The organism is Rhizobium sp. KDH_Rht_773_N, assembly GCF_052946295.1.
On sequence record NZ_CM129525.1, the window covers coordinates 982689 to 1000092 of the forward strand.

The following is a 17404-nucleotide window of genomic DNA, read 5'->3' on the forward strand; positions in this document are numbered from 1 at the left end:
TGCTCCCAACGGGCCGACTACTGCGGCTGATACCGGAAGAAATGTACTCTTGTATCGCCGAATATTCGGCTTTCGAGGAAAACATAGGAGGGATGCACCGAAACGGCAACATCCGCGCGTTCTTCCAGAACGGTAATCGCGCCGGGCTTGAGCCAGCCGCCGTCGGCAGCCGCCGCAAGCGCCTTCTCGCCGAGCCCCCTGCCATAGGGCGGATCGGCAAAGAGCATCTCGAAAGGTTCGAGATTGCCGATGCTGCCGAGATCGGTCGCATCGCGGCGCAGGATGCGGGTGCGGCCGTGCAGGCCGAGCGCATCGATATTCTCCCAGAGCAGCGCCCTGCCCTCGACGCTGTTTTCGACAAAGAGCGCATGGCGACAGCCGCGCGAAACGGCTTCGAGGCCGACCGCGCCCGTGCCGGCGAACAGATCGAGAATCCGGGTGCCGTCGATGCATTCCGGATAGGCATGGCTCAGAATATTGAACAGGCTCTCACGCGTCCGGTCCGCAGTCGGCCGGATGTCGTTGGATTTTGGTACGGCTAGCGGCCGTCCGCGAAACTCACCGCCGACGATCCGCACCGCGCGTCATTCCCTTGCCTTTCGCACCACCTCTCGACGGCCCGCCGGAAGGCTTGCCGCCGCCCGGCCGATCGCCCTTCGGCTTGCCGGAGAAATTCTTCGTCCCACGGGGCTTGTCCCCGAAAGGCTTGTCGCCGCGGGGGCGTTCGGCGCGGCCCTCGCCGCCGAAGCTGCGGGCCGGACGCGCAGAGCGCTCGCCCCCCTCCTCGCGCGCGCGGTAGGGACGCGCGCCTTCTTCCCCCTCGGCGCGCGGGCGACGCTCGCCACGCGGCTTGGCGCTAAAAGGCTTGTCGCCACGCGGGCGCTCGGAGCGGCCCTCGCCGCCGAAGCTGCGAGCCGGACGGTCTCCACCTTCCTCACGCGGGCGGCGCTCGCCACGCGGCTTGTCGCCGAAAGGCCTGTCGCCACGCGGACGTTCGGAACGGCCTTCGCCGCCGAAACCCCGGGCTGAACGCGGACGCTCGCCGCCTTGGTCACGCGTCGGGCGATCGCCGAAAGAGCGCTTGCGGCCGAAACCTTCGTCCTCGTCGCGCTTGCGCGGCGCTTCGCTCGAACGGATCCACTCGCCGTCCTCTTCACGGACGCGGTTGATCTGCGCACGCGGGCGATCGCCGGTGCGATCGAAACGCGGCTCCTTGGTCGAGGCGGGTGTTTCACCGCGGCGGCGGGCCGTCTGGGCATTCTTGGCCGCCTTGGCTGCCGCCTTTTCGCCGAGCGGACGCGCGCCGGGCGCCATCCAGACATTGGCGTTGCGGCGGCTGCCGAGTGCCGGACGCTTCGGCCGGTCGTCGTCGCCGCGCCGGTCGTCCCTGCGATCATCCCGACGATCGTCGCGCTTGGTGTCGAGGCGGCTCAAGGCGCGTTCGCGCTTGTCTTCGTCGCGGCGCGGGCGTTCGCGGCGTTCCGGGGCCGGCTCCTCGGCCTCTTCGGCGGCAACGGCCGGCGCATTGTAGATCGGCGCGTCGAAATTCGCCTTGGCATCCTCGATGAGGCGCGGGCCGAGCTGATCGCGCAGCGTGCGGCCGCGCACCTCGATCACCTGCCCCTCCGGCAGTTCGCCGAGCTGGAAAGGACCGTAGGAGACGCGGATCAGGCGGTTGACCTCGAGGCCAAGCGCGCCGAGCACGTTCTTGATTTCGCGGTTCTTGCCTTCCCGCAGGCCCATGGTGATCCAGACGTTGGCGCCTTGCGTGCGGTCGAGCGTGGCTTCGATCGAGCCGTAGAGGACGCCATCGACGGCAATGCCGTCCTTCAGCTTGTCGAGCGCCTCCTGATCGATCTCGCCATGGGCGCGCACGCGGTAACGGCGCAGCCAGCCGGTGGTCGGCAGTTCCAGTGCACGGGCAAGGCCGCCGTCATTGGTGAGCAGCAGCAGGCCCTCGGTATTGATGTCGAGGCGGCCGATCGACATGACGCGCGGCAGTTCTTCCGGCAGGTTGTCGAAGACCGTCGGGCGCCCCTCGGGATCGGAATTGGTCGTCACCAGGCCCGGCGGCTTGTGGTAGAGCCACAGGCGGGTGCGCTCGATGCCGCGGATCGGCACGCCATCGACCTCGATCTTGTCTTCGAGCGTGACGTTGACGACGGGCGTATCGAGGAGCTTGCCGTTCAGCGTGACGCGACCGTCCATGATCATGCGTTCGATATCGCGACGGGAGGCGACGCCGGCGCGCGCCATCACCTTGGAAATACGCTCCGCCTTGGTGTCGCCATCCGCTTCCTTGGCTGCCACTTTCGCGGAAGCCGCTTTCGACGGCTTGTCCATACCGGCCTTCGAGCCGCTTTTCGGCCGCGCATCGCGCGCGGGGGGCCTTGCGCCCGGGCGTTTTGGCTTGTCTTTGAGTGTCATTTGTTGTTTGCCTGCCTTTTGGGCCTGTCTATCAGGTCATGCACCGGCGGTTAAGTGGAAATTCTCGCAAACGTGAAGACAAATCGATTTATGGAGATGGCGCTGAAGGAAGCGCGCGTCGCCGGGGAGCGCGGCGAAGTGCCGATCGGCGCCGTCGTCGTCATCGATGGCGAGGCGGTGGCGCGTTCCGGAAACCGCACGCGCGAACTCAACGACGTGACGGCCCATGCCGAGATCGCGGCGATCCGCATGGCCTGCGACACGCTCGGCCAGGAACGGCTTGCCGGCGCCGATCTCTACGTCACGCTGGAGCCCTGCACGATGTGCGCGGCCGCCATTTCCTTCGCCCGCATCCGCAGGCTCTACTACGGTGCGGAAGACCCGAAGGGCGGAGCGGTCGACAACGGCGTGCGTTTCTACGCGCAGCCGACCTGCCATCATGCACCGGAGGTTTATTCCGGCTTCAACGAAACCGAGTCGGCGGATATGCTGAGGGCATTCTTTTCCGAAAGGAGAGACGCACCATGATCCTTGCCATCGCAACAATCATCGTCATGGGCGGCGTTGCCGCCTATGCCAACCGGACCGTCGCGCCCGGTATCGCGAAGCTGCCGATGCAATGGTCCTTGAAGGGAGGCGTGAACTGGACGGCGCCGAGAAGGATCGCTTTTGCCGTCATTCCAGCGCTTGCGGCTGCGGTCCTGGGCGCAATCCTGCTTTCGGGCGCGGCACAGCTTTCGGACATTGCGCTGATATCGGGCGTCTTCCTGTCCAGCCAGCTGCTGCACATCACGCTGACGCAGCGCTGGTTCACGGCGTCGCGCCGCTAACAGATCTTACTGGAGGATCTGCCACCACTTGGTGCCGCTGCCGGCAACGGCCGCATCCTTCTTGCGCTGCTTGTCCTTCTTCTGCTCCGGCGTGCCGAGGTCATCGAGCTTGGCCGGGTCGTCGACGGCGCGATATTCGGTCGGCGGATCGGAAATGTAGCGGCGCTGGTCGATATAGGCACCCTTCTGCAGGGCGCGCGCTTCGCGATAGGCCTGGGTCTGGGCTTCGGTCGTCTGGCGGCCACCTTCGATGGCGGAGCTGGCGAGCGGCGAGCGATAGCTCGGATTGTCCGAATTTTCGTCGGCTTCCTTGACGAGGCGGGCGCGGGCCTCTTCCGGCGATTCAACCCATTGCGGATTGTCCTTGTTCGCCACATTCTGCTGCGGCGCGACGAGGGTTTCCTTCTGGTCCGGCGCAGGCATGACCAGTGTCGGACGCGGCGTGTACTTCACGCCGGCATTCTTCGGGCCGGGGCCGGTCAGCGAAACGGACTGGCCGAGGTCGTCGGCAAGCTGTTCCATTGCGGTCTTGTCGGTGCCGTAGGTCGGGCTGCTGGCGCAGCCGGACATCATGGAGCTTGCCGCCATGACAACAGACAGGCAGGCGCCCAAACGGAACCAATGCGTCGCTAACATGAAAACCCTTCCCGCATGCCGGAATCAGTACTGCCCACCGGACAATCGTCCCCCTGACGCAAAAATCCGGCCATTTTCAGGCAGCTTTTACCGGATGAACGCCGCAAAGGCAATTCACCCGGCAAATATCTTCAGGCCGCGATGCCAAGTTCGCGCAGTGCCGCGGCATCACGCGCCGAAACGTCGGGATAGTCGGGATCGGAGCCAACATCGGTGGTGATACGCCAGGAGCGGGCGCATTTCACGCCTTCGGCCAGCTTCGGAACGACCGCGACGTCAGCGACTTCCGGCAGCCGGAAGGCATCGGCCGGGCCGGCGCTCGCCTCGATCGTGATGCCGGAAGTGATGCAGACTTCGCTGAAATCCTGCCCTTCGAGCGCCTTCATGAGGTCCGCATCGGCGACATGCACGACGGGGGCGGCTTCCAGCGAGGAGCCGATGCGCTTGTCCTTGCGCTCGATTTCGAGCGCGCCGGTGACGACGCTGCGGATCGCACGGATCTTCTTCCACTTTTCGGCCAGGGCATCGTTGCGCCATTCCGGAGCGACCGGAGCGAACTGCTCCAGATGAACGGAAACGGCGGAAGGATTGCGCGAGAGCCAAGCCTCTTCCGTGGTGAAAGGCAGCATCGGCGCAAGCCATGTCACCATGCAATCGAAGATCGTGCGAATGACATAAAGCGCCGAGCGGCGGCGAAGGCTGGAGGGCGCATCGCAGTAGAGCGCGTCCTTGCGGACGTCGAAATAGAAGGCCGACAGCTCGACATTGGCGAAGTCGATGAGCGCGCGGGCGATCTTCTTGAACTCGAAACTATCATAACCTTCGCGCACGAGCTGATCGAGCTCGGACAGGCGGTGCAGCATCAGCTGCTCCAGTTCCGGCAGGTCGGCAAGCGCGATGACCTCGCCCTTGTCGTGCGCCAGCGTGCCGAGCATCCAGCGGATGGTGTTGCGCAGCTTGCGATAGGCATCGACGTTGGTCTGGATAATCGTCTTGCCGAGGCGCTGGTCTTCCCAATAGTCGGTGGTCATGACCCACAGACGCAGGATATCGGCGCCGGCATCCTTCATGACGTCCTGCGGGGAGACGACGTTGCCCTTCGACTTCGACATCTTCTCGCCCTTCTCATCCATGGTGAAGCCATGGGTGATGACGGCGTTATAGGGCGCACGGCCACGCGTCGCAGCCGATTCCAGCAGCGAGGAATGGAACCAGCCGCGATGCTGGTCGGAACCCTCAAGGTAGACATCGGCCGGCCATTTCAGGTCGGGGCGGTCTTCCAGCGTGAAGGTATGCGTCGAGCCCGAGTCGAACCAGACATCGAGGATGTCCATGACCTGCGACCACTTGGCCGGGTCATGCTCGTTGCCGAGGAACCGCTCCTTGGCGCCTTCGGCAAACCAGGCGTCGGCGCCCTCGGCATCGAACGCATCGAGGATGCGCTGGTTGACGGCATCGTCCTGCAGCACTGTGCCGTGCTCGTCGACGAAGACGCAGATCGGCACGCCCCAGGCGCGCTGACGGGAAAGAACCCAGTCGGGGCGCTGCTCGATCATGGCGCGCAGGCGGTTCTGGCCGGCAGCCGGCACGAAGCGCGTGTCGTCGATCGCCTTCAGCGCGCGGGTGCGCAGCGTCGTGCCATCGGCCAGCGTCTTGTCCATGTAGACGAACCACTGCGGCGTGTTGCGGAAGATGACCGGCTTCTTGGAGCGCCAGGAATGCGGATATTGATGCTTCAGGCGGCCGCGGGCAAAGAGCGCGTTGGCCTCGATCAGCGCCTTGATGACCCGGTCGTTGGCATCGCCCTTCTTGCCGTTGTCGTCGATGACGCGCGCACCTTCGAAGCCGGGGGCATCGGCGGTGTAGAAGCCGCCGTCGTCGACCGGGAACGGGATCTTTGTGTCGATGCCGCGCGCCTCAAGGGTGCGAGCAGCCGACATCCAGGCATCAAAGTCTTCGCGACCGTGGCTGGGTGCGGTGTGGACGAAACCAGTACCGGCATCGTCGGTGACATGGTCGCCATCGAGCAGCGGCACGGCGAATTCATAGCCGCCGCCGAGGCCCTTCAGCGGATGGGCGCAGGTGATACCGGCGAGGTCGTCGGCGGTGACATCGTCGAGGCGCTTGTACTGCAGCTTGGACTTGGCGAAGGATTCCTCAGCGAGCCGGTCAGCGAGAATAAGCTTCTCGCCCGGACGCGGGCCGAAATCGTTCTCGGCAGCCGTGACTTCGTACAGGCCATAAGCAACGCGCGACGAATAGGCGATCGCCCGGTTGCCAGGGATCGTCCAGGGCGTGGTGGTCCAGATGACGACGAAGGCGTCCTTGAGGGCATCGGAGCCCTTGGCGACCGGGAACTTCACCCAGATCGTGTCGCTCTCATAGTCATGATATTCGACTTCCGCTTCCGCCAGTGCCGTGCGCTCGACGACCGACCACATGATCGGCTTGGAGCCGCGGTAGAGCTGGCCGCTCCTGGCGATCTTCAGGAGTTCGCCGGCGATGCGGCTTTCCGCGTGGAAATTCATCGTCAGGTACGGGTTTTCGAAATCGCCGACAATGCCGAGACGCTGGAACTCGCCACCCTGGATGGCGATCCACTTTTCGGCATAGGCGCGGCATTCGCGGCGGAATTCGATCATCGCCGAGGGCTCGCTCAGGTCAGGCTTGGCCTTGCCCTTGGCGCGATAGTTTTCTTCCTCGATCTTCCATTCGATCGGCAGGCCGTGGCAGTCCCAGCCGGGAACGTAGTTGGAGTCGTAACCGCGCATCTGGAAGGAGCGGGTGATGACATCCTTGAGGATCTTGTTCAGCGCGTGGCCGATGTGGATGTTGCCGTTGGCATAGGGCGGGCCGTCGTGCAGGACGAATTTTTCGCGGCCGGCGGCGGAAGCCCGCAGCTTCTTGTAGAGGTCCATCTGCTGCCAACGGGCAACGAGTTCCGGCTCCTTCTGCGGCAGGCCGGCGCGCATCGGAAAATCCGTCTCGGGCAGATAGAGGGTCTTCGAATAATCGATCTTTTCGGCTGTGTCGGTCATGTGTGACAATCGTTTCTGGCGGCCCGGAGGGGCGCGCGGACATCAAATCTATGGTGACGGAAAGCGCTCGCTCAATCCAAGCGCCAAAAACCCGGACCTTCCGGCCGCTCAGCGCGCGCGGAAGACCGGGCCGATAATTCGTATCGAATGCGCCAGCCGGAATTTACTCATCGCGCCGGTTCATAGGCGCTTTTCGGCGGAAAAGGAAGAGGGATTTCAGGCCCGCAACCTTACGAAAGGCCGAACGCCCGCCGCATGAAAAGACGACCGGCGGATGGCGGCGACGCGCCATGGCCGCGATTTTCCCGCTTCCGCTGCAAAAATCCCAAGAGCCTGTCGAATTCCTCGTTGCCCGGACGTCTTTGACTCGCGGGCATGGGAAATTCATCATGCCGATCGAACCCGCAAGGAGTGATGAGGATATGAACAGTTCCTATCGTTGGGTTATCGTCGCGGCCGGCGCGCTGATGACGTGTGTCGCTCTCGGCGCCATGTTTTCTCTCGCCATTTTCCAGCAGCCGATCGCGGATGCCACCGGCTGGTCGCATGCCGGCATTGCCAGCGCCATGACACTGAATTTCATCGTCATGGGTATCGGCGGCTTCTTCTGGGGCGCGGCCAGCGACCGGTTCGGGCCGCGGCCGGTGGTGCTGATCGGCTCCGTCATCCTCGGGCTGGCGTTGGTGCTTGCCAGCCGGGCGGAAACGCTGCTGCAGTTTCAATTGACCTATGGCGTGCTCGTCGGGCTCTCGGCCAGCGCCTTCTTCGCACCGATGATCGCGGCCACGACGGAATGGTTCGACGAAAACCGCGGCCTTGCCGTCTCGCTGGTTTCGGCCGGCATGGGTGTGGCGCCGATGACGATCTCGCCCTTCGCACGCTGGCTCATCACCGCCTACGAGTGGCGCCCGGCAATGATGGTCATCGGCATCGGCGCGCTGATCCTGATGATCCCGGCAGCGCTTCTCGTGCGTCGCCGTCCGTCCCCGCCCGTCGAGACGCATGAGGCGATCGTGCCGGCCGATGGCGGCGTTCCCAATCTGTGGCGGGTTTTCCGTTCGCCGCAGTTCATCGTGCTCGGGCTCACCTTCTTTGCCTGCTGCGCGGCCCATTCCGGGCCGATCTTCCATATGGTGAGTTATGCCACGCTCTGCGGCGTCGCCCCGATGGCCGCCGTCAGCATTTACAGCGTCGAGGGTCTTGCCGGTCTTGGCGGGCGCCTGCTCTATGGCACGCTGGCGGACAGGATCGGCGTGAAGCCGGTCATCATCGCGGGATTGCTGATACAGGCGGCAGCGCTTGCCACCTATCTCGCCGTCAGCAGGCTTGGGGAATTCTACGTGCTTGCCGTCATTTTCGGCAGCGCCTATGGCGGCGTCATGCCGCTCTATGCGGTGCTGGCGCGCGAATATTTCGGCCCGCGCATCATCGGCACGGTGTTCGGGGCGGCGACCATGCTGTCAAGCATCGGCATGGCCTTCGGCCCGCTGATCGGCGGCTGGATCTACGATAGCTATGCCAATTATTCGTGGCTGTTCATCGGGTCGGCGCTGGTCGGGCTCGGTGCTGCAGCGATCGCGCTCGCCTTCCCGCCGCTGCCGCGGCAGAAGGCGCAGCCGGCGCTTGGTACCGCGTAAGCATTTTCAATAAACCGCTACGCAGTTTTGCCGGAATTGCTTTCGAAACAGAGCTTCCTGTCGAGTTCGCCGAGCGGCCTGACACCTGAGAGAAGCGCTCTGGCCTCTTCCTCGTCGCGCCTGATCTGCGCGACGAGCGGGTCGAGCCCGTCGAATTTCAGCTCGGGGCGCAGATAGCCGAAGAAAGAGACCGAGCAGATCTGGCCATAGAGATCGCCGCTGAAATCGAAGAGATAGGTTTCGAGCAGCGGCGCGCCGTTTTCCGTCACCGTCGGGCGGCGGCCGTAGCTTGCCACCGCATCGTAAAGCTTGCCGTTTTCCAGACGGAAGCGGACGGCATAGATGCCGGCCGCCAGTTCGGCCTCCGGCGGCAGCTGCATGTTGGCGGTCGGGAAGCCCAGCTGACGGCCGAGCTTTTCGCCGTCGATGACCTGCGCCTCAACCGTATAATGATAGCCGAGCATGGCCGCAACGGCCGAAACATCGCCCTCCTTCAGGAGCGCGCGGATATGGCTGGAGGAAACGACGTCGGTATTTTCGTCGCGGAAGGCATCGATCAAGGTGACGCCGAAACCATAGCGGTTGCCGGCATCCATCAGAAAGGCAGGCCCACCCTCGCGGCCGCGGCCGAAATGGAAATCGAAACCGGTTACGACTTGCGATGCGCCGAGCCAGTCCTTCAGGATGGAATGGATGAAATCTTCCGCCGAACGCTGCGAGAATTCATGGTCGAAAGGATATTCGATGACGGCGTTGAAGCCGAGCTCTTCCAGGATGCGCGCCTTGAAGGGCGCCGGCGTCAGGCGGAAGACGGGCGCATCCGGTTTGAAGACCGTGCGCGGATGCGGCTCGAAAGTCAGCACCAGGGCGGGCACGCCCCGCTCCCTTGCGATTTCAAGCGCCCGGTTCAGCACCGACTGGTGGCCGCGATGGACGCCGTCGAAATTGCCGATGGCGATGACGCCGCCTTTCAGATGCTCGGGCAGCGGATCTCGGGTTTCATTGCGGTGGAACACGGTCATCGGCTTCGTTTCTCTTATGCGAGGCGCGGCATCCACCACTTGGGCGTGGCTTTTTCCCGTTCGAGATAGGCATGCAGGATCGCCTCGTCGGTCTCGCCATCAAGCGTATATTCCTTCGCGTGGATACCGCCGCTGATGTAGAGAAGGTCGAGGCCATAATTCAAGGCGCCGCGCACATCCGTCGGCATGCCGTCGCCGATCGCCAGAACGCGGTCGATCGGGAAATCGCCGCGCACTTCGCGGGCAGCGGCAAGGGTCGCCTCATAGATCGGCCGGTGCGGCTTGCCGGCAATGCGGGTGGAACCGCCGAGCTGCTCGTAATAGGCGGCCATGGCGCCGGCGCAGGGAATGATGCGGTGGCCGCGCTCGACCACGAGATCGGGATTGGCGCAGATCATCGGCACGTTGCGGGCTTTGAAATCCACGAGCATGTCGGTGTAGTCCTCCGGCGTCTGCGTCTCGTCGTCGAAGAAGCCGGTGCAGACGATGGAGGTGGCCTCGCCCGCGGGCGCGCGTTCGACATCGAGACCTTCGAGGATCGGATTGTCGCGCTCGGGGCCAAGCAGGAAGACTTCGCGCGGACCTTCGGCGATCAGCGCCCGGGTGACGTCGCCAGAGGTGACGATGCGGTCATAGGCGCCGTCGGGCACGCCGATCTGGCGCAGCTGCTCGACGACCTGCCAGGAGACACGCGGCGAATTGGTGATGAGAACGACGGTCAGGCCGGCGGCGCGGGCAGCCTCAAGCGCCTCGCCGGCTTTTGGAAACGGATCGACGCCGTTATGGACGACACCCCAGACATCACAGAGCACCACGTCATATCGATCGGTGATCTCGGAGAAGTTCGCAATCCGCTTTGCCATTCCGCTTTCCTGCTTCGCTTTCAGCCATCGGTGACATTGCAAAGGCGGGCTTCAATGGCAAGGCATTTTCTCACCCGGAGGAAGAAGGTCAGAGTCTGGAAAGCCGAACGTGCGCAACGTTCGGCAAGCGGCGCGGGACAAATCCCGCCCTCTTCACAATTCCGGCACAAAAATCCGTGAAGGCTCTTCTTGACTCCTTCCGGAGCCATCCCTAAATGCACGGCGCTAGCACTCACGGGAGTTGAGTGCTAACATTCTCCATGTGGGCCACCCCGGTCCGCGAATGTCATTTGATCGAGGGATTAGACAATGGCAAGCACCAATTTCCGTCCGCTTCACGATCGCGTCGTCGTCCGTCGCGTTGAATCCGAAGAGAAGACCAAGGGCGGCATCATCATCCCGGATACCGCTAAGGAAAAGCCGCAGGAAGGCGAAATCGTCGCTGTCGGCACCGGCGCTCGCGACGAGTCCGGCAAGGTCGTTCCGCTTGATGTCAAGGCCGGCGACCGCGTTCTGTTCGGCAAGTGGTCGGGCACGGAAGTCAAGATCAACGGCGAAGACCTTCTGATCATGAAGGAAGCCGACATCATGGGCATCATCGGCTGATCGGCCGGTTGTCTTTCATCCGATATCGCTGACACCCCTTTTTTGGAGTTCTCAAAATGGCAGCTAAAGAAGTAAAATTCGGCCGCGGCGCGCGCGAAAAGATGCTGCGCGGCGTCGATATCCTCGCTGACGCAGTGAAGGTAACCCTCGGTCCGAAGGGCCGCAACGTCGTTATCGACAAGTCCTTCGGCGCTCCGCGCATCACCAAGGACGGTGTTTCGGTCGCCAAGGAAATCGAACTTGAAGACAAGTTCGAAAACATGGGCGCTCAGATGGTCCGCGAAGTTGCTTCGAAGACCAACGACGTCGCCGGCGACGGCACCACGACTGCAACGGTTCTCGCACAGGCCATCGTTCGCGAAGGCGCAAAGGCAGTTGCCGCCGGCATGAACCCGATGGACCTCAAGCGCGGTATCGACCTCGCTGTTGCTGAAGTCGTCAAGGATCTCCAGGCCAAGGCCAAGAAGATCAACACGTCGGAAGAAGTTGCCCAGGTCGGCACGATCTCCGCAAACGGCGAAAAGCAGATCGGTCTCGACATTGCCGAAGCAATGCAGAAGGTCGGCAACGAAGGCGTTATCACCGTCGAAGAAGCCAAGACCGCCGAAACCGAACTCGAAGTCGTCGAAGGCATGCAGTTCGACCGCGGCTATCTCAGCCCCTACTTCGTCACCAACCCGGAAAAGATGGTTGCTGACCTCGAAGACGCCTTCATCCTCCTGCACGAAAAGAAGCTCTCGAACCTGCAGTCCATGCTCCCGGTTCTGGAAGCTGTCGTTCAGACCGGCAAGCCGCTCCTCATCATCGCTGAAGACGTCGAAGGCGAAGCTCTTGCTACGCTCGTCGTCAACAAGCTGCGCGGCGGCCTGAAGATCGCTGCTGTCAAGGCTCCGGGCTTCGGCGACCGCCGCAAGGCCATGCTCGAAGACATCGCCATCCTGACGGGCGGCACCGTCATCTCCGAAGACCTCGGCATCAAGCTCGAGTCGGTCACGCTCGACATGCTCGGCCGTACCAAGAAGGTCTCGATCTCCAAGGAAAACACCACGATCGTCGACGGCGCCGGCTCCAAGGCCGACATCGAAGGCCGTGTTGCCCAGATCAAGGCCCAGATCGAAGAAACCACCTCCGACTACGACCGCGAAAAGCTGCAGGAACGTCTTGCCAAGCTCGCCGGCGGTGTTGCCGTTATCCGCGTCGGCGGTTCGACGGAAGTCGAAGTGAAGGAAAAGAAGGACCGCATCGACGACGCCCTCAACGCGACGCGCGCTGCTGTTCAGGAAGGTATCGTACCGGGCGGCGGCGTCGCTCTGCTGCGTTCTTCCACCAAGATCAAGGCCAAGGGCGCCAACGAGGACCAGGAAGCCGGCATCAACATCGTTCGCCGCGCCCTCCAGGCTCTGGTTCGCCAGATCGCTGAAAACGCGGGCGACGAAGCTTCGATCGTTGTCGGCAAGATCCTCGACAAGAACGAAGACAACTACGGCTACAACGCCCAGACCGGCGAATATGGCGACCTGATCCAGCTCGGCATCGTCGACCCGGTCAAGGTTGTCCGCACGGCTCTGCAGAACGCAGCTTCGGTTGCTTCGCTGCTGATCACCACGGAAGCCATGATCGCCGAGCTGCCGAAGAAGGACGCTCCGGCAATGCCGGGCGGCATGGGCGGCATGGGCGGTATGGACATGATGTAAGACGCCTGAGGCGTCTTGCACCAGCGTCCCTGAAACCGCCCATCATCCAAAGTGGTTCAGCGCGTCAAGCGCGCTGAACGGGCGGTATGGACATGATGTAAGACGCCAGAGGCGTCTTGCACCAGCGTCCATGAAACCGCCCATCATCCAAAGGTGGTTCAGCGCGACAAGCGCGCTGAACGGGCGGTATGGACATGATGTAAGACCCCTGGGTCATGCATCTGAACCATCCAGTTCAGGAGGGCGGTCTTCGGGCCGCCCTTTTTTATTCAAGCGATTCGAAAAACACCGCGTTTACGGGCCGCTTGAACGTTTAACTTGCCCTTTGGAGCCAAGTTTTTATCCGAGGCTTTCGCGAAGCTTGCGTTGCCGCACATTTCTTCACTTGCGAAGAATTCGCCGACAAGGCGCATAATTTACGAGGATTGCATGTTTTGCCGCGAGTGAAACCGTTTCCACAGCGCGTGAAGCTGAGTACCAGCCACGAAATTGGCTGAAAACCTGCAAATCCACGGAAAATCCTGACCATAACGCCATGCCAACGCCCCCGAAAAAGCCGTTGCCGTTTGCGCAAAAGCTCCTATAAATCCGCGCTGCAATTGACGTTCGGCCCGGATGAAGCTCGCCGCAGACGAGACCGGAACGCGCCAAAGGCCAAGCGTGAACATTCGGGCTTCGAAGGTCTCCGCGAACATATGAGAGTAAACCTTGCGAGAGGTACTCGGCGGCAGCCATCTGGTGCCGGGCCGAAAGCTTGTTTTCGCAAGGTACAAGCACAGGCATGATGCCTGGCGCTACGTGATCCTGTTTCTTTGTGTTTGCCGAGTGCGCGGCATGGAAGCCGCGCCCGAACTGGGGAACGCCTTGTTTAAGATCGCCAAAGCCAATGCTGCCGCACCTTTGATACCCGGCTCGCTGGACTACAATAATCACAATCACGACATGTTGGCGCAGTTCTCCGTATCCGAAAGCTGGATCGGAGACTTTTCGACCGGCGTAATAAAGCTCGGGGAGTGGAGCGCGATGCTGCACGGTCTCTCGGCGCAGGAATGCGGCCTTCTGAGCCTGGTGCGCTGCTACGACGGCAAGGACCGCAACCACGTGCTGCAACTCTTCGAACAGGCGGCCACGCTGTCCTCATCCTTCTGTTTTTCGACCACCATCATCATGCCGAACGGCTTCCGCCAGCCGCTCTTCTGCATGGGCGAGTCCAACGGGCTGGAAGAAAAGTATAGCGGCAGCATGGTCGGCGTTTTCGTCTTCCCCCGCTTCAAGCTGGAAGGTAGCAGCCAGATCGCCAGCCGCCAGTAAGCTGCCGGCGCGATTTCAAGAAAAAGGCCGGTCTCGCGATCGGCCTTTTCTATTTTCGACGCCGAGCAGGGTGCTCAGACCGGCTTCACTGGAATGTTCAGGCCCTTCTCGCTCGCCGGGCGCGCAATGCAGCGCTGCAGCCAGCCCATGACGGCGGGGAATTTCGCATATTCCAGAACTTCGCGACCGCCGTAGAAAATATCGGCGCCGCGGATCCACGGGAACGTGGTGATGTCGGCGATCGTGTATTCGTCGCCCATGATCCACTGGCGCCCCTGCAGACGATTTTCCAAGATGCCGAGCAGGCGCTTGGCCTCGTCGCGATAGCGCTCCACCGGGTAGGGATTGTTGGCGACCTTGTCGGCGGCGGCCTTGTAGAAATGGCCGAACTGGCCGAACATCGGGCCGATGCCGGCCATCTGGAAAAAGACCCACTGGATGGTTTCGTAGCGGCCCGCCGCATCGGCCGGAATGAGCTTGCTGGTCTTTTCCGCCAGATAGAGCAGGATGGCGCCGGATTCGAAAAGGCCGATCGGCTTTCCATCCGGACCGTTGGGATCTATGATTGCCGGAATTCGGCCGTTCGGGTTCAGCGAGACGAATTCAGCCGTCTTCTGGTCTGTCGTCGCGAAGGAGACATAGTGGGGCTCATAAGGCAGACCGAGCTCTTCAAGTGCTACCGAAATCTTCACGCCGTTCGGCGTCTGAAGCGAATAAAGCTGGATAATGTCGGGGTTTTTCACCGGCCAGCGGCTGGTGATCGGAAATGCGGAAAGATCTGCCATCGGTTTCTCCTTGGGTGAGGTGGCGACCATAGAAGACCGCCGCCATGCAAGGCAAGCCGCCTGATCGTCTCCTATTAGTGAACAAACTGTCCGCTGCCGTTTATCTTTCCCTGACGCCGGAAAAAGGCGAAATAGGTTGCACACGAGGTCCAACACGGTGCCGGGGCATCAAGACCTCAAGAGCCATTCAACGGAGCAACGCCCATGTCGAATACGAACAACGTCCTTATCCTTCTCGCCCGCATCCTCCTGTCCTTCATGTTCATTTTTGCCGGCTTCGGCAAGGTGACCGATCCAGCAGCCACCGCGGGCATGATCGCCGGCGCCGGCCTTCCGGCTTCGACCGCACTCACCTACCTTGCCGGCATTTTCGAACTCGTCATGGGCCTTTCCGTGCTCATCGGCTATCAGGTTCGTTACACGGGCTGGCTGATTGCCGCATTCTGCGTGTTCACCGGCATCGTCTTCCACCTGCCGACCGTCAACGTTCCTGACTTCCCGGCTGCGGCAAACGGCTGGATCAACGGCCTGAACTTCGTGAACTTCCTGAAGAACATCACGCTTGCCGGCGCCTATATCATGCTCGCCACCAACGGCGCAGGCGCCTATTCTCTCGACGCCCGCCGCGGCCCGCAGGCCGTCGCCGCCCGCTAATAAACGTCCTCGCATGCATGCAGAACCCGCCGTCGAAAGACGGCGGGATTTCTTTGTCAGAAAATCCGAAATCAGAGAACCGAGCGCACGGCTTCGACAATCGCGTTTGCCGTCGGCGTATCGGCATGGGCATCCTTGCGGGCGCGCACGAGGCAGGCTTCCGAGCGCAGGATGACGCCGTCGGAAAGCACCTTGAGGTGGTTGGCGCGCAGCGTCGAGCCGGTCGAGGTGATATCGACGATGATATCGGCCGAACCGGAGGCGGGCGCGCCTTCGGTGGCGCCGAGGCTTTCGACGATGCGGTAGAGCTGGATGCCGTGCTGGCTGGAGAAGAACTGCTGTGTGAGCCGCCAATATTTCGTGGCGATCGCCAGGCGCCGGCCGTGACGGGCGCGGAAATCGGCGGCGACGTCAACGAGATCGGCCATCGTATCGACATCCAGCCAGATTTCCGGCACGGCCACGACGACATCGGCATGGCCGAAGCCGAGCCGGGCGCAGAATTCCACCCGCTTGTCGGCCTCCGCCAGCCCCTCGCGCACGAGGTCTTCGCCGGTGACGCCGAAATCGATCGAACCGTTGCCGAGTTCGCGGGAAATTTCCGAGGCCGAGAGGAAGGCGATTTCCACATCGTCCCAGCCTTCGACGCGGCCGCGATAGGAGCGGTCGTTGCCGACGGCATAGATTTTCAGGCCGGCGCGCTCGAAGATCGCCGAGCAGTCGTCCTTCATGCGGCCCTTGGAGGGAAGCGCGATCGTGATCGTCATGCGGCTGCCCTTTCGGTTTCGATACGGTCGAGCCAGAGGGAGAAGCCAACGGCGGGAATGCGGTCCCTGGCGCCGAGGAAGGTCATCAGCCTGTCGAAACGGCCGCCACCGGCCAGAACAGCCGAAGAGCCTTCGACCATCACCTCGAAGACGAGGCCGGTATAATAATCAAGCGGACGGCCGAAAGCGGCACGGTATTCGATGAGCGAGAGATCGACGCCGGCATTGGAAAGCGCCGCCACGCGTCCGTCGAAACGTGCCAATGCGTTGCCGAGCTTCAGCCCTGCCGCATCGGCGAAATGCGCAAGCGATGCGGATGCGTTGACCAGCGGCACGTTGAGCGACAGGAACTGTTCCAGCACATGGAAGGCCGCGTCATCGAGACGGGTCTCGGAGAGCACGAGCTTTTCCTTGAGCCGCCGGGCAATTTCCTGCGGCGAGCGGCTGGCATTGGTGGAATAGCCGGTCGCCTGCATCGTCTCGTCGATATAGGCGATCAGCGGCGTCTCATCCTCGAGGCCGGCGAGGGCTGCGACCTTGTCGTCCAGGCCGGTGACGAATTGCGGGCTGACGAGGCTCGCCAGCAGGCTCTCGAGCCGGATCATGTTGCCGAAGGCGTGGATCAGCCGCTTCTGCCAGCCGAGCGGCAGGCCGAGTGCCTGCACCACGGCCTCGAACACGGCCTGATCGCCGATGGTGACGGAGAGTGGCCGGCCGGGCAGCAGGCGGCAGAGGATGCCGACGGCATCGCCGATCGCGCGGGCATCGGCGCTGGCAAGGTTGATATCGCCGAGGTCTTCGATGCCGGCCTGATAGAATTCGTTGCTGCCGTCCCGGCGCTGGCGGAAGACCTCGCCGAGATAGGAATAGCGCTTGGGCGTGCCCGTGGCGCTCTCGATATGGCGCAGACAGACGGGAATGGTGAATTCCGGGCGCAGGCAGAGGCTGGCGCCGGTTTCGCTTTCCGTCATGAAGATGCGGCGGCGAAGATCTTCGCCGGCGATATCGAGAAAGGGTTCGGCCGGCTGGATGACCGGTGTGTCGATGCGCTCCGCCTTGCGGGCGGAAAACTCGTCCAGAAGCTCGCCGGAGAAATCAGGGAGGTTGATCAGGGGCATGGTTGTGCTCCGGGGT

16 protein-coding genes are annotated in these 17404 nt (G+C 62.6%); 7 read left to right on the forward strand and 9 right to left on the reverse strand.

Translation table 11 applies throughout. The features are described 5' to 3' along the window. Nucleotides 1-17: 17 nt before the first annotated feature. Together rsmD and ACU8HS_RS05070 are read right to left on the reverse strand one after the other, a co-directional pair. Nucleotides 18-578, reverse strand: coding sequence for a 16S rRNA (guanine(966)-N(2))-methyltransferase RsmD (rsmD, locus tag ACU8HS_RS05065; RefSeq protein WP_447015504.1), 561 nt, complete (start codon nt 576-578; stop codon nt 18-20). Beyond that, on the reverse strand, nt 559-2427 hold the full coding sequence (locus ACU8HS_RS05070) for a pseudouridine synthase (protein ID WP_447015505.1): 1869 nt from the start codon (nt 2425-2427) through the stop codon (nt 559-561). The genes rsmD and ACU8HS_RS05070 overlap by 20 nt, the downstream gene beginning before the upstream one ends. A gap of 90 nt (nt 2428-2517) precedes the next feature. On the opposite strand from ACU8HS_RS05070, the gene ACU8HS_RS05075 reads away from it, so the two are divergent. Together ACU8HS_RS05075 and ACU8HS_RS05080 are read left to right on the forward strand one after the other, a co-directional pair. Further along, nucleotides 2518-2955 (forward strand): nucleoside deaminase, encoded by a 438-nt coding sequence (locus tag ACU8HS_RS05075; protein WP_447015882.1) that lies wholly within the window; start codon nt 2518-2520, stop codon nt 2953-2955. Next, entirely contained in the window at nt 2952-3257 is a 306-nt protein-coding gene (locus ACU8HS_RS05080; RefSeq protein ID WP_112571019.1) for a hypothetical protein, read from the forward strand. The genes ACU8HS_RS05075 and ACU8HS_RS05080 overlap by 4 nt, the downstream gene beginning before the upstream one ends. Nucleotides 3258-3263: 6 nt before the next feature. Here ACU8HS_RS05080 and ACU8HS_RS05085 read toward each other — a convergent pair whose 3' ends face one another. After that, complete coding sequence (locus tag ACU8HS_RS05085; RefSeq protein ID WP_112571017.1) at nt 3264-3893, reverse strand: hypothetical protein; 630 nt, start codon at nt 3891-3893, stop codon at nt 3264-3266. Between the two features lie 131 nt (nt 3894-4024). Beyond that, entirely contained in the window at nt 4025-6931 is a 2907-nt protein-coding gene (ileS, locus tag ACU8HS_RS05090; protein WP_447015506.1) for an isoleucine--tRNA ligase, read from the reverse strand. A gap of 422 nt (nt 6932-7353) precedes the next feature. On the opposite strand from ileS, the gene ACU8HS_RS05095 reads away from it, so the two are divergent. Beyond that, nucleotides 7354-8568, forward strand: coding sequence for an MFS transporter (locus ACU8HS_RS05095; protein WP_112571059.1), 1215 nt, complete (start codon nt 7354-7356; stop codon nt 8566-8568). A gap of 17 nt (nt 8569-8585) precedes the next feature. Here the strand turns inward: ACU8HS_RS05095 and ACU8HS_RS05100 are convergent, their stop codons facing one another. After that, entirely contained in the window at nt 8586-9590 is a 1005-nt protein-coding gene (locus ACU8HS_RS05100; protein WP_112571013.1) for a bifunctional riboflavin kinase/FAD synthetase, read from the reverse strand. A gap of 14 nt (nt 9591-9604) precedes the next feature. Beyond that, entirely contained in the window at nt 9605-10453 is an 849-nt protein-coding gene (locus ACU8HS_RS05105) for a TIGR01459 family HAD-type hydrolase (RefSeq protein ID WP_447015507.1), read from the reverse strand. Nucleotides 10454-10762: 309 nt separating this feature from the next. On the opposite strand from ACU8HS_RS05105, the gene groES reads away from it, so the two are divergent. From groES to ACU8HS_RS05120, 3 genes are all read left to right on the forward strand, one after another. After that, nucleotides 10763-11059: a co-chaperone GroES gene (groES, locus tag ACU8HS_RS05110; RefSeq protein WP_112571009.1), complete on the forward strand. Its 297-nt coding sequence runs from the start codon at nt 10763-10765 to the stop codon at nt 11057-11059. Nucleotides 11060-11115: 56 nt separating this feature from the next. Continuing rightward, nucleotides 11116-12753, forward strand: a complete 1638-nt coding sequence (gene groL / locus ACU8HS_RS05115; protein ID WP_112571007.1) for a chaperonin GroEL — start codon at nt 11116-11118, stop codon at nt 12751-12753. An 864-nt stretch (nt 12754-13617) separates the two neighbouring features. After that, nucleotides 13618-14064 carry a hypothetical protein gene (locus ACU8HS_RS05120; protein WP_112571057.1) on the forward strand — a complete coding sequence of 149 codons (447 nt, stop codon included), beginning with the start codon at nt 13618-13620 and terminating at the stop codon, nt 14062-14064. Between the two features lie 74 nt (nt 14065-14138). Here the strand turns inward: ACU8HS_RS05120 and ACU8HS_RS05125 are convergent, their stop codons facing one another. Continuing rightward, a complete protein-coding gene (locus ACU8HS_RS05125; RefSeq protein ID WP_447015508.1) occupies nt 14139-14849 on the reverse strand; it encodes a glutathione S-transferase family protein in 711 nt (236 codons plus the stop codon). A gap of 204 nt (nt 14850-15053) precedes the next feature. On the opposite strand from ACU8HS_RS05125, the gene ACU8HS_RS05130 reads away from it, so the two are divergent. Beyond that, a complete protein-coding gene (locus ACU8HS_RS05130; RefSeq protein WP_112571002.1) occupies nt 15054-15503 on the forward strand; it encodes a DoxX family protein in 450 nt (149 codons plus the stop codon). Nucleotides 15504-15574: 71 nt separating this feature from the next. Here the strand turns inward: ACU8HS_RS05130 and hisG are convergent, their stop codons facing one another. Continuing rightward, nucleotides 15575-16270, reverse strand: coding sequence for an ATP phosphoribosyltransferase (hisG, locus tag ACU8HS_RS05135; RefSeq protein WP_112571000.1), 696 nt, complete (start codon nt 16268-16270; stop codon nt 15575-15577). After that, on the reverse strand, nt 16267-17388 hold the full coding sequence (locus ACU8HS_RS05140) for an ATP phosphoribosyltransferase regulatory subunit (RefSeq protein ID WP_112754882.1): 1122 nt from the start codon (nt 17386-17388) through the stop codon (nt 16267-16269). Before ACU8HS_RS05140 ends, hisG begins: the two co-directional genes overlap by 4 nt. Nucleotides 17389-17404 lie beyond the last annotated feature (16 nt).

What these genes read in the sequence shown, in the direction of transcription:
- ACU8HS_RS05070 (WP_447015505.1), bottom strand. Translation starts at nt 2,427, where the DNA reads ATGACACTCAAAGACAAGCCAAAACGCCCGGGCGCAAGGCCCCCCGCG.
- ACU8HS_RS05075 (WP_447015882.1), top strand. Translation starts at nt 2,518, where the DNA reads ATGGAGATGGCGCTGAAGGAAGCGCGCGTCGCCGGGGAGCGCGGCGAA.
- ACU8HS_RS05080 (WP_112571019.1), top strand. Translation starts at nt 2,952, where the DNA reads ATGATCCTTGCCATCGCAACAATCATCGTCATGGGCGGCGTTGCCGCC.
- ACU8HS_RS05085 (WP_112571017.1), bottom strand. Translation starts at nt 3,893, where the DNA reads ATGTTAGCGACGCATTGGTTCCGTTTGGGCGCCTGCCTGTCTGTTGTC.
- ileS (WP_447015506.1), bottom strand. Translation starts at nt 6,931, where the DNA reads ATGACCGACACAGCCGAAAAGATCGATTATTCGAAGACCCTCTATCTG.
- ACU8HS_RS05095 (WP_112571059.1), top strand. Translation starts at nt 7,354, where the DNA reads ATGAACAGTTCCTATCGTTGGGTTATCGTCGCGGCCGGCGCGCTGATG.
- ACU8HS_RS05100 (WP_112571013.1), bottom strand. Translation starts at nt 9,590, where the DNA reads ATGACCGTGTTCCACCGCAATGAAACCCGAGATCCGCTGCCCGAGCAT.
- ACU8HS_RS05105 (WP_447015507.1), bottom strand. Translation starts at nt 10,453, where the DNA reads ATGGCAAAGCGGATTGCGAACTTCTCCGAGATCACCGATCGATATGAC.
- groES (WP_112571009.1), top strand. Translation starts at nt 10,763, where the DNA reads ATGGCAAGCACCAATTTCCGTCCGCTTCACGATCGCGTCGTCGTCCGT.
- groL (WP_112571007.1), top strand. Translation starts at nt 11,116, where the DNA reads ATGGCAGCTAAAGAAGTAAAATTCGGCCGCGGCGCGCGCGAAAAGATG.
- ACU8HS_RS05125 (WP_447015508.1), bottom strand. Translation starts at nt 14,849, where the DNA reads ATGGCAGATCTTTCCGCATTTCCGATCACCAGCCGCTGGCCGGTGAAA.
- ACU8HS_RS05130 (WP_112571002.1), top strand. Translation starts at nt 15,054, where the DNA reads ATGTCGAATACGAACAACGTCCTTATCCTTCTCGCCCGCATCCTCCTG.
- hisG (WP_112571000.1), bottom strand. Translation starts at nt 16,270, where the DNA reads ATGACGATCACGATCGCGCTTCCCTCCAAGGGCCGCATGAAGGACGAC.
- ACU8HS_RS05140 (WP_112754882.1), bottom strand. Translation starts at nt 17,388, where the DNA reads ATGCCCCTGATCAACCTCCCTGATTTCTCCGGCGAGCTTCTGGACGAG.